16 protein-coding genes are annotated in these 14,678 nt (G+C 71.5%); all 16 read left to right on the plus strand.

Annotation, left to right across the window (positions count from 1 at the left end):
* Positions 1–2 precede the first annotated feature (2 nt).
* The 16 genes from V3C34_RS12435 to V3C34_RS12510 all read left to right on the plus strand — a co-directional run bounded on the left by V3C34_RS12435 (position 3) and on the right by V3C34_RS12510 (position 14,557).
* Positions 3–1,103: a hypothetical protein gene (locus tag V3C34_RS12435; protein ID WP_346007287.1), complete on the plus strand. Its 1,101-nt coding sequence runs from the start codon at positions 3–5 to the stop codon at positions 1,101–1,103.
* A gap of 11 nt (positions 1,104–1,114) precedes the next feature.
* On the plus strand, positions 1,115–1,444 hold the full coding sequence (locus V3C34_RS12440) for a hypothetical protein (RefSeq protein WP_346007288.1): 330 nt from the start codon (positions 1,115–1,117) through the stop codon (positions 1,442–1,444).
* A gap of 178 nt (positions 1,445–1,622) precedes the next feature.
* Positions 1,623–1,988 carry a hypothetical protein gene (locus tag V3C34_RS12445; RefSeq protein ID WP_346007289.1) on the plus strand — a complete coding sequence of 122 codons (366 nt, stop codon included), beginning with the start codon at positions 1,623–1,625 and terminating at the stop codon, positions 1,986–1,988.
* Between the two features lie 184 nt (positions 1,989–2,172).
* Positions 2,173–2,652, plus strand: a complete 480-nt coding sequence (locus V3C34_RS12450) for a DUF6093 family protein (protein WP_346007290.1) — start codon at positions 2,173–2,175, stop codon at positions 2,650–2,652.
* Positions 2,653–2,665: 13 nt separating this feature from the next.
* Positions 2,666–3,025 (plus strand): HK97-gp10 family putative phage morphogenesis protein, encoded by a 360-nt coding sequence (locus tag V3C34_RS12455; protein WP_346007291.1) that lies wholly within the window; start codon positions 2,666–2,668, stop codon positions 3,023–3,025.
* On the plus strand, positions 3,022–3,513 hold the full coding sequence (locus tag V3C34_RS12460) for a hypothetical protein (RefSeq protein ID WP_346007292.1): 492 nt from the start codon (positions 3,022–3,024) through the stop codon (positions 3,511–3,513). Before V3C34_RS12455 ends, V3C34_RS12460 begins: the two co-directional genes overlap by 4 nt.
* Positions 3,514–3,551: 38 nt before the next feature.
* Positions 3,552–3,881 (plus strand): hypothetical protein, encoded by a 330-nt coding sequence (locus V3C34_RS12465; protein ID WP_346007293.1) that lies wholly within the window; start codon positions 3,552–3,554, stop codon positions 3,879–3,881.
* 3 nt (positions 3,882–3,884) lie between these two features.
* The gene (locus V3C34_RS12470) at positions 3,885–4,409 is read left to right on the plus strand and encodes a hypothetical protein (RefSeq protein WP_346007294.1); all 525 of its coding nucleotides are present in this window, start codon (positions 3,885–3,887) and stop codon (positions 4,407–4,409) included.
* 108 nt (positions 4,410–4,517) lie between these two features.
* Positions 4,518–5,153, plus strand: coding sequence for a hypothetical protein (locus V3C34_RS12475; RefSeq protein WP_346007295.1), 636 nt, complete (start codon positions 4,518–4,520; stop codon positions 5,151–5,153).
* 98 nt (positions 5,154–5,251) lie between these two features.
* Positions 5,252–5,500, plus strand: coding sequence for a hypothetical protein (locus tag V3C34_RS12480; RefSeq protein ID WP_346007296.1), 249 nt, complete (start codon positions 5,252–5,254; stop codon positions 5,498–5,500).
* A gap of 27 nt (positions 5,501–5,527) precedes the next feature.
* Complete coding sequence (locus V3C34_RS12485; RefSeq protein WP_346007297.1) at positions 5,528–9,370, plus strand: phage tail tape measure protein; 3,843 nt, start codon at positions 5,528–5,530, stop codon at positions 9,368–9,370.
* A complete protein-coding gene (locus V3C34_RS12490; protein ID WP_346007299.1) occupies positions 9,367–10,779 on the plus strand; it encodes a hypothetical protein in 1,413 nt (470 codons plus the stop codon). Before V3C34_RS12485 ends, V3C34_RS12490 begins: the two co-directional genes overlap by 4 nt.
* A 3-nt stretch (positions 10,780–10,782) precedes the next feature.
* The gene (locus V3C34_RS12495; RefSeq protein WP_346007300.1) at positions 10,783–12,465 is read left to right on the plus strand and encodes a hypothetical protein; all 1,683 of its coding nucleotides are present in this window, start codon (positions 10,783–10,785) and stop codon (positions 12,463–12,465) included.
* Positions 12,465–12,704 (plus strand): hypothetical protein, encoded by a 240-nt coding sequence (locus tag V3C34_RS12500; protein WP_346007301.1) that lies wholly within the window; start codon positions 12,465–12,467, stop codon positions 12,702–12,704. Before V3C34_RS12495 ends, V3C34_RS12500 begins: the two co-directional genes overlap by 1 nt.
* A 1-nt stretch (position 12,705) precedes the next feature.
* On the plus strand, positions 12,706–13,110 hold the full coding sequence (locus V3C34_RS12505; protein ID WP_346007302.1) for a hypothetical protein: 405 nt from the start codon (positions 12,706–12,708) through the stop codon (positions 13,108–13,110).
* Position 13,111: 1 nt separating this feature from the next.
* Positions 13,112–14,557, plus strand: coding sequence for a hypothetical protein (locus V3C34_RS12510; protein ID WP_346007303.1), 1,446 nt, complete (start codon positions 13,112–13,114; stop codon positions 14,555–14,557).
* Positions 14,558–14,678: the final 121 nt, after the last annotated feature.

Consider the following 14,678-nt stretch of genomic DNA (forward strand, 5'->3'; position numbering starts at 1 on the left):
CCATGAGCAGCAACAGCCAGATCCTCGCCCTCGCCGGCTCCCTCGGCGTCACCGAGCGCGACCTCACCAACGGGATCCGCCGCGGCGTCGTCTCCGAGGCCGAGATCGCCAACACCGCCCGCCTGCTCGCCGCCGCGTGGCAGGGCAACGACCGCGTGCGCTTCGCCGTCAACGAGGCCATCACCAGCAGCGACCTCTTCCGGTCCGCCGCCGGGGACGTCCTCGACCGCGAGATGCTCGCGCAGTACACGCAGATGCCGCGCCAGTGGGACAAGTTCTCCACGCGCACCACGGTCAACGACTTCCGCCCCAAGAAGCTCATCGACCTGGCCGGCGCCCGCACCGTCCTGCCCCGCGTCCCCGAGCACAGCAACTACCCCGAGGCCGGCTACAGCCTGTCCGAGCGGGAGATCAGCGTGCACAAGACCGGCGAGCAGTTCGGGTACTCCTTCGAGGCCCGCGTCAACGACCAGCTGAACGAGCTGCGCAAGGTCCCCGAGTCGTGGGCCGGCAAGGCCGTCGCCACCGAGGACTTCGCGTCCCTCGAGGCGCTCGCCAACCCGCTCACTGGCGTCCCGAACACCGCCATGTTCAACGCCGGCAACGGCAACCTCGGATCGGTCGCCCTGTCCGAGAGCGCGCTCGAGGCCGCGATCGTCCACGTGACGACGCAGACCGACGCCGAGGGCAACCTGCTCTACCCGGGTGCCCTGCAGCTCGTCGTCGGTCCGGCGCTGCAGTTCACGGCGCGGCGCATCCTCAACGCGGTCGAGGTGCGCCACACCACCGGCGACACCACCACGGTCGGGCCCAACCCGTACTCGGGCATCACCCTCACCGTGCTGGACAACCTGCCCGGGACGGCGTGGTTCGTCCTGCCGCTCACGACCACCCCGCGGCCGGCCTTCTACACGGCGTTCCTCGTCGGGTACGAGCAGCCGGACGTGCGGGTGAAGAGCGACCAGGGCAAGTCCGTCGGCGGCGGCGACCTGGGCATCGACTCCGGCTCCTTCGACGACGACACCTGCTACTGGCGGGTCCGTCACATCGTCGGTGCCGCGGGCGGAGACCCCCGCTTCGCCTACGCCAGCCAGCCCGCGTGAGAGGGGATGCCATGAGCAACGGCAAGGTCATCCTGTCCGAGTCCGACTTCGTCGACGTGGTCGACGCGGCGGGCAACATCTCGTCCGTCCCGGAGGTGTGGCTCAAGAACGAGCGACTCCTCCCCAAGGGCACGAAGAAGGCGACCGCCGCGAACGTCCGCGCGGCGAAGGCCAAGACGGCTGCCGCGGCCGGCGAGCAGGTCGACGTCGAGCAGGTCCGTGCCGACGTCGAGGCGTCCCTGCGTGAGGAGCACGAGGCCACCCTGGTCTCGCGTGACAAGCGGATCGCGGAGCTCGAGCAGCAGCTCAAGGACGCCACGAAGGGCACCGACCCGAAGTGACCCGCTTCTCTCGCCCCTCGGCCTGACCGGTCGGGGGGCGGGGGTGGCGCGTCAACACGGGACCCCGCCCGACTGGACATCACCGACTCGTGAAGGTCCGTTCGGGGCGCTTCCTTTCCGCCCTGCCATGAACGTGTCCTGCGCGCCAACCCCTTCCACCACGAGAGGAGCCCTCGCCGTGGCTGACATCGCCGACGTCCGCTTCCTGATCGCCGACCTCGACCCGACCGACCAGCTCCTGCCCGACTCGCAGCTGCAGGCCGCGCTGGCCGCGGAGGGCGGGTCGGTGCTGCTCGCCGCGGCCCGCTGCCTCGACGCCATCGCCGTGTCCGAGGTGCTCGTCGGGAAGAAGATCCGCACGCAGGACCTGCAGACCGACGGCGTGGCCGTCGCGCGGGAGCTGCGCGAGCAGGCCGCCGCGCTGCGCGCCCGGGCCCGCGACGAGGACCCCGACCTGGGGGCCTTCGACGGGTTCGACCTGGTGCCCATCGCGGGCGACGGGCGCCGGCCCGAGCACACGAACGACACCGTGTGGGGCCTGTGATGCGCCGGCGCGGCCAGTGCTCGGCGCGTGGTCCCCGCGGTGAGCAGTGCACCGATCTCGCTGGCCACGACTACGCCCACTACGACACGTCGGTTGACGTGTCGTGGACCGACCACCTCGAGGACCACCCCGATGAGTGCCGATGCGACGGGCACCGCCCCGACGTCTACGAGGGAGTCACGCGGTGAGCCCTTTCCCCGGTACGCGTGTCGTGCCCACCGGCTGGTCCCGCCACCACCAGCCCGTCGCCTCCGGCGGCATGAACGCCGCATGCGTCATCACCGACCCCGCCCGCGCCACCCCCGGCGCGTGGGACGACGACGCCGGCCAGTACGCCCCGTCCACCCCCTTCGTGCTCCTGCCGCCCCCCGCCGCCCCCGACGAAGACGGGTGGCCCTGCCGCGTGCAACGCATCCTCGGCGACCAGGGCGCCGAGCAGGCCGGCCAAGAGTCCACCACCCGCCGCTACCTCGTCCAGCTCCACGACCCCGACCTGGCGACGCTCCCCGACCTCGAGCAGGGCCACGTCGTCACGATCGTCACCGCGACCAACGACCCACACCTGACGGGCCTGGACCTCGTCGTGGAGGACGTCCAGCACGGCAGCGAGCGGTTCACCCGCGACCTCGTCTGCACGCACAACCAGCAGCCACCCACCAGCTGAGGAGGGGTCCACTGTGGCGACCACGACCGGCGTCCTCGAGTACCAGGCCGCGATGCGTCTGGCGTCCGCGACCGTCGGAGCCCGCGCTGCCGCAGCCACCAGACGGACCGCCGCAGCGATCGAGCGGGACGCGAAGACCCTCGCACCCGTCGACACCGGCAACCTGCGCGCCAGCGGCGGCACCGAGTACGCCGGCGACGGCCGCAACGGCGTCATGACCGCCTCCGTGGGATTCACCGCCAGCTACGCGATGTACGTCGAGCAGGGCACCTCCCGCATGGCCGCGCAGCCGTTCCTCGCGCCCGCCACCGACCGGCACGTGCCCGGATGGACCGCCGCCCTCGAACGCATCGCCGGAGGAGGCATCACGTGACCTCGAGCCGCGACCTCCACGAGGCACTCGTCCGCGCCCTCGCGCCCGTCACCCGGTGGCGCCACCCCGCTCCCGGCGACGGACCCCCAGTGCGCGTCAACGACAACGGGCTCGACCTGTGGGAGAACCACGTCGGCGACGCCCGCATCGACCCCGACGGCACCGCCCACGCCTATCTGTTCCTCCAGACGTCCCCTGGCGGGCGCAACCACACCCGAGCCGTCGCCGCCACCACCCTCACCCGGTGGCGGCCCATCCTCACCGTCGCCGGCGGCACCCCCGCCAAGACCCGATGGGGCATCGACCGCGCACGCCCACTCCTCGACGGACTCACCCTCACCACCGTCGACGGCCGCGAACTCACCGCGCCCCTCCACGAGGGCTTCACCGCCTTCGACGACTACGACCCCGGCCCGCTGCGGCTGGACCAAGACCCCAGCCCTCCGCGCTGGTACGTGCCCATCCAGTACGCCACCCAGGCGTCCTGACCCACCCATCCGAATCTCGCCCTGAGGAGGGCCCACGCATGAGCGACACCAAGCACCCGCTCGAGGTGGTGCGCGTCAAGGACCCCAGCACCGGGGCCGAGTACAACGCCACCCGCGCGCACGCCAGCAACATCAACGCCAAGGTGCTCGAGGGGGAGCCGGTCGTCGACAAGCACGGCCGCCCCCGCGCCTCCCACCCCGCGCCGGGCAAGGCCCGCACCGACCTCGCCGGCCAGCCGGTCATCAGCGAGAAGTCCACGCACGACGAGCTCGACGCCTACGCGGCCGAGCGCGGCGTGGACCTGACCGGCGCGACGACCAAGGCCGACAAGGTCGCGGCCATCACCTCCACCACGAAGGAGAGCTGACCCATGCTCAACGTCCCCTCCGGCATCACCGCCGCCGGCAAGCTGTCCCTGACCGTCGTGCCCCGCGCGGGCATCGCCAACCTCGACGCGATCACCGCGACCGAGGTCAACGCGGTCGGCGCCGTCAACGTCTCCTGCGTCCTGCAGGGCGACGGGTACGGCCGCTCCACCAGCGAAAGCACCGGCACCGGCCGCCGCGCCTGCGAGGAGTACGAGTACGACATCCCCGGCACGAAGAAGACCGAGTTCGACCAGACCCGGTTCGTGTACGACCCGCAGGACCCCATCGCCGCCGTGTCCATCGCCTACGCCGCGCTCACCGAGGGCGAGGAGTACGTCCTGATCGAGCGGTTCGGCATCTCCGGCAAGCAGGAGCTCGTCACCGGCGACATCTACTCCGCGTACCCGGTGCGCCTGTCCATCAAGGAGGGCCTGGTGCCCGGCGGTGAGGGCGAGCTCGAGTTCTACGCCCAGTTCCGCTCCACCGGTTCCCCCGCCCGGGACAAGGCCATCGTCGCGGCGGTCTGATCCCCCTCATACGCCGGTGGCTGCCGTTGGGCACGGCGGCAGCCACCGGTCCAAGCATCGCCCCCTTCGTGCCCGCCCCGTGCCCCACCCTCACCAAGGAGATCCGTCGTGCCCGACACCACCACCCCCGAGGCCGTCAAGCCCAAGCCCGCCGACCTCGACCAGTTCGACTTCGACGCGTTCATCGCGGGCGTCGTCAACCCCACCAAGACCGTTGCCGTCGCCCAGAACCGTGCCCTGGGGCAGCAGATCCAGGAGCAGCTCCGCGAGATCCTCATCCTCGAGCGCGCGGAGAGCGACGCCAAGGCCGAGGGCCGTCCCGCGAAGCGTCGCGCCGCCACGACGGCCTCCCCCGAGCTGGAGGAGGCCCGCGCCCGCCTGGCCGACCTGGAGGAGCAGGCCAAGTCCACGTTCGTCTACGTGCGCGTGGAGGGCCTGACCCGCGCGACCCGCCGGCAGGCCGCCGCCGACGCGAAGGCCGGCAGCGGCGAGCTGGACGAGTACAACCAGTCCGCGATCGCGCACTGCGCGCAGGTCTACAAGCTCGACCCCCGCGTGCACCCGGACGCCTCCGGGCGGGTGCTGACCCTGGAGCAGTGGGGCGTCATGGCCGAGAAGATCGGCGCCCTGCAGTGGGAGGCGATCATCGACGCCCTCAACGAGGCGACCGCCGCCGGGGTGGAGCCGGATTTCTCGCAGCCGCCCTCTGCCTCCCCCGCTGGAGACACCTCCTCCAAGAGCTGAGAGCAGCCCGCTCCATCGGGCAGCCGCTGTCCGTCCTGCGCGGGCAGCGGCGCCCGGGAGCGAAGTGGCGGCGCCGTGACCGGCTGCTGCTCCTCGCGTTGCAGGCGTACGAGGACGACCTGTGCCCCTCCTGCGGCACGCCCCGCACCTACGCGATGGACCCGGACGCGGCCGGCCACCTGCACGTCCATGGCGCCACCTGCCAAGGGTGCGCGGCCCTGGAGCGGGAGGACAAGCGCCGCGGTGACCGGGCGGCACCTCCTGGGCACCGCCAGTACGTCACGCCAGACGCCGTCCTCGAGCACGCGATGACGTACCCGATCCACGTACCGCCCTTCCACGCCTGACCGAACCACCCCCGGAAGGGAGGGCCCGTGACGCAGGTCATCCGCACCCGCCTCGAGGTCGACGCGAGCAAGGCCGTCGCCGGATTCAAGCAGGGCGAGCAAGCCGTCCACGGGTACGAGAAGGCCGTCAAGGGCGTCACCGCCGCCGAGCGGGGCATGTCCGGGTCCGGCGGTGGCCTGGACCGGCTGACGACGTCCATCCACGCCAACCGGGCCGCGTGGGACGACCTCTCGTCCAAGGCCATGCTCGGCGGGGCCGTCGTCGCCGGCGGGCTCGGGCTCGCGACGAAGGCCGCGATCGGGTGGGAGTCCGCGTGGGCGGGCGTCACCAAGACCACCGACGGCACCCCCGAGCAGATGGCCCAGCTCGAGGAAGGCCTGCGCGGGCTGGCCAAGGAGCTGCCCGCCACCCACGAGGAGCTCGCCGCCGTCGCCGAGGCCGCCGGTCAGCTCGGCGTCGCCCGCGAAGACATTCTCGGGTTCACCGAGACCGCGGTCGCGCTCGGCGAGTCCACGAACCTGACCGCCGACGAAGCCGCCACGTCCCTCGCGAAGTTCTCCAACGTCATGGGCACCGCGGCCCGCGAAGGCGTGCAGGGCTACGAGCGCATGGGCGCGGCCCTGGTCGCGCTCGGCAACGACGGCGCCAGCACCGAGGCCGACATCATGGCGATGGCGCTGCGGCTGTCCGGCGCAGGCAAGCAGATCGGCGCGACCGAAGCGGACATCCTCGCTCTGTCCAACGCCCTGTCGTCCGTCGGCATCGAGGCCGAGCTCGGCGGCGGCGCCATGTCCCGCGCGCTGCTCGAGATGAACTCCGCCGTCATCTCCGGCGGCGAGGAGCTGGACGCCTTCGCGGAGATCGCGGGCGTGTCCGCGTCCGAGTTCGCCACCGCGTGGCGCAAGGACCCCATCGAGGCCACCAACCTGTTCGTGACGGGCCTGGGCCGCATCGGAGAGTCCGGTGGCGACGCGGCAGCGGCACTCGACGAGGTCGGCCTCGGCGGCACGCAGAACGCCCAAGTTCTCCTGCGCGCGGCCGGCGCGTCCGACCTGGTCACCGAGTCCCTCAAGCTCGGCGCGACCGCGTGGGAGGAGAACGCCGCCCTGGCCGAGGAGGCCGGCAAGCGGTACGCCACCACCGAGTCGCGGCTGCAGATCGCCAAGAACACGATGCGGGACGCAGCGATCGACGCCGGCTCCGTGATCGGGCCGATGTTCGCGGCCGGCGCCGAGAAGGTCGCCGGTCTCGCCAACGCCTTCGTGAGCCTGCCCGAGCCCGTCCAGTCCACCATCACCGGCGTCGCAGGCGTGACCGCCGGCGTGGCGCTGCTCGGTGGCGCGGCCGTCAAGGCCGTCGGCGCCACCCACGACTTCCGCAACCGCCTCGACGAGATCGGGATGCTCACCCCCAAGGTCGAGCGGGGCCTGGACGGCGCAGCGAAGGCCGCCCGCGGGTTCGCTGCCACGCTCGCGATCTCCGCGGCCGTCGGCACCGTCGGGTCGCTCCTGCAGGACAAGGGCAGCGCCGTCGGCGTCGAGGAGCTGACGAAGAACGTCCTGGACGCCGACGACGCGGTGGCCGTCTTCAACAGCTCCATCGCGGCGAACGCTGCCGAGATGGGTTACATGCAGGACAACGTCTCGTCCTTCGACGACGCCCTGCGGGTGGCCTTCAACCCCGACTGGATGGACTCCACGTCCAGCGGGTTCGACGGCGTCTTCAAGGCCATTTCGTTCGGCGCCGCTGACATGCAGACGACCGTCGATGAGTCGAACAAGACCCTGACGCAGCTCGACACGGTCCTCTCCGGGTTGGTGTCTCAGGGCCGCGGTGACGTCGCGGAGGAGCTGTTCGGGCAGTTCGCGGCGAAGGCGAACGCTGCCGGCGTGTCGACGGACGAGCTTCGGTCGAAGCTGCCGCTGCTCACGGAGGCGCAGGCCGCCGCCGGTAACCAGGCGAAGCTGACCGGCGACGAGACAGCCGGACTCGGCGACGACGTGGACGCCCTGGGCGCCGACATGGACCAGGCCGCGGAGGACGCCGAGGAGCTCACGAAGGCCATCAAGGGCCTCGGCGACGCGACCCTCGGAGAGCGCGGGTCCGCGCGTGAGTACCAGGCGGCCCTGGACGCCGTGGGCAAGTCCATCGAGGAGAACGGGCACACCCTCGACATCTCCACGGAGGCCGGCCGCGCAAACGAGGCGGCGCTGGACGACCTGGCCAACTCCACACAGGAGTGGGCCGCGGCCGTCTTCACCGCGACGGGCGACGTCGACAAGGCGCAGGGCATCCTCTCGCAGGGCCGCAAGCGGTGGATGGAGTACGCGACCGCGCTCGGCATCCCGAAGAAGGAAGCCAAGGCCCTCGCCGACGAGCTGTTCAAGCTCGAGGGCATCGACGTCGCCGCGAAGGTCAAGGTCGACACGACGAAGGCCTCCGCGGACATGCAAGAGATCCAGCGCAAGATCAAGGACATCGACGGGCAAGTCGCGCGGGCACAGGTCAAGGAGACCGGCTCGACCGAGGCCCGGAACAAGGTCCTGGACTTCGCCGGCACCCTGTTCGGCCTGCCCAAGGGCAAAGACGTCGGCGTCACGGAGCACGGCGCGACGCCCGCGAAGGCGCGCGTCATGGCCTTCAACGAGATGATCCGCGACACCACCGGCAAGACGGTGACCGTCACGGAGGCCGGGTCCTCGTGGGCGGCGAAGGGCCGCGTCGACCAGTTCCGCTCGTCCATCGCCGAGGTGGACGGCAAGTGGGTCACCGTCACCGAGCTCGGGTCGACCGCTGCCGGTGGCCGGGTCGTCCAGTTCAAGAACAAGATCTACGAGGTGCCGCCGTCACGGACGGTCACGATCGAGGCGAACACGGGCGCGGCGCTGATGGCGCTGGCGGGTGTGCAGGCCGCGATGAACGCGATCCAGCCGAAGACGGTCACGGTCACCACGCAGCACCGCAACGTCGGCCTCAAGGCCGCGGGCGGCATCGACGGCATAGAGCCGATGGCGGCCGGCGGGATGCGCCCCGGCGGGTCCGTGCGACCCGGGATCTACCCGACGTCCACGCGCGGCATCCTCATGGCCGAGGACACCCGCTCTAAGTGGGAGTCGTACATCCCCGAGCGCCCCGACCTTCGCGGCCGCGCGGAGATGATCCTCGCGGAGACCGCGCGGCGCTTCGGCAAGGCCGTCGTGCCGCTCGACCAGATCACCGAGATGGCCGCCGGCGGCGTGTACTCCCGCTGGCAGTCGCAACTCCGCAACGTGCGTGGCCTGGCGGGCAGGTACCGGTGGGAGGACGGCTCGAGCATGGTCCGCCTTTCCGAGGACGGGACCGCGCGGTGGGTTGGGTACGGCTCCCCTCCCGCTGCTGTGGCGCGGGCGATCGCGTCGCTCAACGCGGCGCAGGACGTCTACGAGGATGCTCTCAACGCGCCGAAGCGGACCGGTCAGCGCCGGTACACGGGCCAGCACTCGGCGTACTACCTGCTCAAGCAGGCCGAGTGGGACGCGATCCACGCCAGCGGCGCCAAGGGCGGCACGAGCTCGGGAGGCCTGAACGGGCGCACCGCCGAGGGCGGCACCAGCTCCGGGGCGCTCAACGGCCGCAGCGCGTTCATCCGCACCCCCAACGCGCACGCCAGCCGCACCTACGTCCGCCCGCAACGGACCTACGCCTCCACGCCCGGCGGCTCCACGGCAGGTGCAGCGATCGACTACGACCGTCTCGGCAAGGCCGTCGCCCGCCACATCGAGGGCCCCGTCTACCGCGGCGCGTACGCCGGTACCGCGCAGCAACGCAAGAGCGAGCTCGCGAACGCCGCGAACTCGTCCCGCGGCCGATCCCGAGGAGGACTCCTGTGAGCGTGCACCGCCTGCAGATCACCGCCGCACCCATCGACGGGGCCGCGGTGCACGCCGACCTGGCCACCAACGTTGTCGAGGTCCAGGCCGACGGACTGGACTTCGGCGATCCAGACGTCACGTTCGACGAGGCCGGGTACCCGATCGAGCAGGGCCGACAGATCACGATCCCGCTCCTGATCCGCGGGGCCGACTCCACCGTCGGCCAGGCCATGCAGCAGGTCGCACGCGCCATCTCCGTGCCCGACCGGTGGCTCCTGGCGCAGCGCACCCCGAGCACGGACCCGGTGTGGTTCCGCATCCACCCGCGCTCCCCCGGCTCGTTCTCCATGTCGGACGCCTACGTCGACGGCGGCGGGCACTGGCGCTGGACCCTCACCCTGACCGCGGACTCCACCGCAGTCGGCGCTCGGCGCGCGGTCCCGATGGTCGGCACGGACTCGGTCACGGCGGCGATCACCAACCAGGGCACCGACCGTGGCATCGTCATCGACGCGCCGGGCGAGGCTCCGTGCCCGCTGCAGGTGGACGTGCGCCCGTCGGTGAACATCAACGGCCGCCGGGTCATGGTGAGCAGCTTCTCGGTGCCGTGGGACTCGCCACTCATCAACGGGGGCCGGCCCGCGATCATCCGCGAGGACACCGACTTCGACTCGGGCGGCACTGCGACGCGCACCACCGGCCACGCCTCGATGTCCGGCGGCACGGCGCTGACCCTGCCCCTGACCTCGACGGGCAACTTCAACATCGCCGTCACGAAGGGCTCAACGACCTGGCGCCCCGAGCCCGGCCGGTACCTCGTCATGGCCAGGCTCTTCCGCGAGGGCGGCACCGGTGAGGTCAAGATCCGCATGGGCCAGACCTGGGGCAGCCAGGTCGGCTTCCAGGACTGGCGATCCTGGCGGCCCCTGTCCGGTGGCTCGCGCGCGTCGTGGGTGCCGATCGGCTACCTCCAGCACCCCCTCGGCGACACCGGCGAGGGCCTAGACCCCGCCGTGCTCATGCCGCCGAGCATCCGCATCGACGTCACGCCGACCGTCACCTCGTCCACGAGCCTGCTCCACCTCGACCAAGTCGCGTTCGTGCCCGTCGACCTGGCTCGCGGCGCGAACGCCTCCGCGTGCTTCGCGGACTTCGCGGACGGCATCGGCTTCGGTGACATCTTCACCCTCCGCATGGACGGTGAGCGTCGCCGCGTGGCGATCGTCGACTACGTCGGCCAGCACCACTTCGTGCCGCAGCCCCTACGGCAGGGTGGCTGGCCTGTCGCCACCCCCGGCATGGCGACGTGCGTGTCCGTCTTCCTCGACACGACCGACGCGCCCGTGGGCATCGACACCGTCGCCATCACCTCCACCTTCCGCGTGGACACCTCCCCGCGGCTGCTGCACCTCGGTCAGGAGCGGTGAGGCATGGCTGAACCGGTCGTCACCATCGCCGTCCCCCAGCGCGGCTCCGGCTTCATCCGGCACCTGACACCCCGCGTGGAGGGCACAACGTGGACCGACGAGGTCCGCGGCTGCGGCCCCGCATCCTTCACCGTGCTCGACCCCATGCTGTCATCGCACCTCACCCAGGACTGCAAGGTCGTCATCTCCGACCCCGCGTCCGGCGAAGTGCTGTGGACAGGCCAGATCTCCAACGCCCCCGACGCCGTGCAACGCTCCCCGCTGGGCGCGTCCGCGACCGTCCAGTGTGTCGGCAACTCCAACGACACGATGTCCACCTACTGGTCCCTGCCGTACATCGTGCGGGATTACCGGGAGTGGCAGCGGGAGACGCTCAACTACCGCTCCCACCGGAACTGGGACACGTCCACGGGTGCGCGGCCGATGGACCCGCCGTGGGACTCCGTCGTCATGCAGATCGACCAGGGCAAGGGCATCTACCCGGGTTTCGGTGGGCGCATGGCCTACCTCGGGCACATGGGCTCGGACATGTGGATCGGGTCTTTCCGGTGCCTCCTGGACAGCGGCACCGCGCAGCACCCGCAGGTCAGCTTGGGCGCGCCGTCCTACCTGCGCACAGTGCTCGAGTACGGCAACCGCTTCTACCACGGGACGGCCTTCCAGGTGTCGTGGTCGACGACGGCGGCGACGATCCGCCGGCAGGCTGGCGGCACCGGATGGCCCGACCCTCCAGACCCGGCCGTGTCCCCCTCGGCGGGCGTCGCCGACTCCAACTACTTGATCCTCGCGACGGAGTTCACGGACTCCGCGGGGTACGAGGTCACCAACGAGAACGTGTGGGTGGCTGCGTCGCAGGTCGTCGTGTGCGGGGCCCGCGTGGACCGCCACGGCGCTGCCGTCGGATCGCTCACCGAGGAGGAGATGGACGGCCGCATCCGCGCCGGTGACATCTTCGAGGACCTCGTCGGCCGGTGCCTGCGCGGGATCGTCGACCCCCGCGAGGTTGAGATCCAAATGGATACGTGGCGCCTGACGCAGGCCGACTACCGGGAGCAGACGGCGCCGGGCGAGATCGGTGACGACATGATGCTCGTCCACCCCGACCACCTGTGGCGCATCGGCCGGCGTTCCCCCACCACGGGACTCGCGCCGTTCTGGTGGCGCCTCTGGGAGGACAAGCCGCGGTTCGTCATCGACACCGCCCGCGCGGAGGTCGACATCGACCGGTCCCCCGACACCCTCTTCAACCGGGTAAACGTTGGGTGGGTCGACTGGAAGAACCGGCCCCGCTCCGCGACGTTCGTCGCGGACCCGGTCGCCTACCCGGACATCGCGGACCTCCAGGGGGTCCACTCTGCGCCACCGGTCGAGCTGGACGCCACCCTCGGCGAGTGGGAGACGGTGCAGCGGATCGGCGCGATGATGCTCGACCAGGTCGCCCGCCGCGTCCCCGCGGGCACCATCACGGTGACCGAGCCGGTGCTGGACACGGTGACGCAGCAGATGGTCCCGCCGTCGCAGCTCCTCGCGGCCACGACGTGCGCGTTGACCGCGGACGAGCCGCTCATCACGCACCGCATCCGCGAGGCGACCCACGAGGGCACGGACGTCGTGACCCTCTCCGTTGGGCGGCCCCGCCTGACGCTGGATCAGATCGTCGCCACGCGCGGCAGAAGGAGACGATGATGCCCACGATCATCACTGTCGGCGAACTGTGCGCCACCCACCTCGGGCAGACGCTCACGATCACCGCCCCCGTCGGCCTCAACGGCGCCACGGAGACCTTCACGGACACCCTCGCCAGGGTGCAGCACGACGGCCCGCATGACCCGCCCGAGGGCGACCGCACGCCTGCGCGGACCCTCGTGGCGGTCGGCTCGTGGTCCGGTCCGCTCGACCCGACGCACCCGGTGGAGGTGGGCTGAGATGGCGGACTGGACGGAGCTGCAGGCCGACGGGAGCGAGTCCGGTGGTCTGATCTTCTGGGAGGTTGAGATCCCCGAGGGCCGTGACGTGCTGCTCGAGTTGGGCGCGGTCGTCACGGATTCTGCGGGTGCGGTCTACGACTGGACGGCCTGCACGGAGCCGGTCGCGAACATCTACGACGTGGCGAGCGAGACGGTAGTCGCCGCCCTGACGTGGGTGCCGCGTGCTGACGGGACCTTCGCTTTCACTGCGTCGCGCACCGTCCTCGCCGACAAGGCCGGGTCGCGCGCAGCCTTCCCTGCAGGCCGGTCGCTGGCGTGGTCGGCGAAGGTCACCGTGCCGGGCGGGCTCCACGTCCAGCTCGTGGCCGAGTCGCCCGTGACCATCCGACACAAGGGAGTCTGACGTGGCCCGCTTCGAGCGCAAGACCCGCCCGCCCCGCTTCGTCGTCAAGCCCAACGGCGCGGTCTTCGAGTCGCGCGGGTGGCCGGGGATGCGGGCCGCGGAGGTGCAGGCCATCGCCGACGAGGCTGCCGCGTCTCGCGTGGCCGCCGAGTCCGCCGAGGCCTCGTCCGCGCAGTCCGCCGCCGACGCGCAGACCGCGCTCCAGGCGCAGTTCATGACGCAGGACGAGGGCGTGGCCGCGCTCATCAACACCGGCGCCGGCCCCCTGACCGACGCCGCGCTCGACGCCACGACCGCACGCGGCACCACCCGCGCAGGCGCCGGGTCATACACGCAGGGCGACGTCATCACCCTCGGCCAGTTCGCCCACGTCACCCGCGCAGACACCGGCACGAACCTCGTCCTCGGCGGCGGCTCCGGCGGCCAGGAGAACGTCATCGGCGGCAACCTCGCCAACGTCGACACCGCCACCAGCAACCTCACCGGCGCCCCCACTCTGACCGACACCAACGGCAACTGGAACTTCCTCCTCGGCGGCTACGACACCGTCGTCAACGGGTGGGCCAACATCGTCCACGGCTACCACGCCAAGGTTGGTGTCGACGCCAACCACAACACCATGTCGGGCGGGTCCCGGCACGATTTCGCTGCCGGGTCGTCCTACGGCAGCATCGGCGGCGGCACACAGAACAAGGTCGCCGGCACCAACGCGACCATCGCAGGCGGCAACAGCAACCAGGCCACCGGCAACCAGGCCACCGTCGGCGGCGGCAGCGGCAATGAGGCCACCGGCAACGGGGCACTCGTCTCCGGCGGCGTCTCCAACAAGGCCACCAACTCCCAGGCCACCGTCGCCGGCGGGTCGTCCAACACCGCCTCCGGCAACTCCGCCACCGTCGTCGGTGGCCTGACCAACGCTGCCACCGCGACCGGCGCCACCAGCATCGGAGGCCGCGACAACACCGCCTCCGGCGCCTACTCCGTGACCACCGGGTACGGGGCCGTCGCCACCGAGCACGGCCAGGGCGTCCACGCCGCGCAGCCCTTCGCCACCCCCGGCGACGCACAGACCTCCCGGTGGGTCCTCAAGCGCCAGACCACCGACGCCACCGCGGGCAGCCTCGACACCACCCCCGGCACGCCACCCACCATCCCCGAGAACACGACGTGGGCGTTCACCGCGCTCGTTGTCGCACGCCGCGCCGACGTGGACGGAGAGAACGCCGCATGGGAGGTCAGGGGGTGCTTCAAGCGCGACGCCGGCAACACCGCCGCCTACGTCGGGACACCCACCGTCACCCAGCTCGGCGCATCCGCAGGCGCGACCGCATGGACCCTCACCGCCGCATCGTTCTCTGCCGGCACGTTCCGCCTGCTCGCCACAGGTGAGGCCGGCAAGACCATCCGGTGGGTTGCCGACGTGCGCGCCGCGCACGTCTCTGGCTGACCGGACCGCTCCCCGAGTCGTGCAGGACTCGGGGAGCGGCCGAGCACCACCCTCCCACCCAACCCAGGCCGCCGCACGGGCAAAAGTGCTCAGGCGCCTGCTGCACCAGGAGCGCCGACGA

Source organism: Janibacter terrae, from assembly GCF_039636765.1.
GTDB lineage: Bacteria > Actinomycetota > Actinomycetes > Actinomycetales > Dermatophilaceae > Janibacter > Janibacter terrae.

Bases quoted from the DNA above. Each gene is read 5' to 3' on its own strand.
- V3C34_RS12435 (WP_346007287.1), top strand. From the start codon at position 3: ATGAGCAGCAACAGCCAGATCCTCGCCCTCGCCGGCTCCCTCGGCGTC.
- V3C34_RS12440 (WP_346007288.1), top strand. From the start codon at position 1,115: ATGAGCAACGGCAAGGTCATCCTGTCCGAGTCCGACTTCGTCGACGTG.
- V3C34_RS12465 (WP_346007293.1), top strand. From the start codon at position 3,552: ATGAGCGACACCAAGCACCCGCTCGAGGTGGTGCGCGTCAAGGACCCC.
- V3C34_RS12470 (WP_346007294.1), top strand. From the start codon at position 3,885: ATGCTCAACGTCCCCTCCGGCATCACCGCCGCCGGCAAGCTGTCCCTG.
- V3C34_RS12495 (WP_346007300.1), top strand. From the start codon at position 10,783: ATGGCTGAACCGGTCGTCACCATCGCCGTCCCCCAGCGCGGCTCCGGC.
- V3C34_RS12500 (WP_346007301.1), top strand. From the start codon at position 12,465: ATGCCCACGATCATCACTGTCGGCGAACTGTGCGCCACCCACCTCGGG.
- V3C34_RS12505 (WP_346007302.1), top strand. From the start codon at position 12,706: ATGGCGGACTGGACGGAGCTGCAGGCCGACGGGAGCGAGTCCGGTGGT.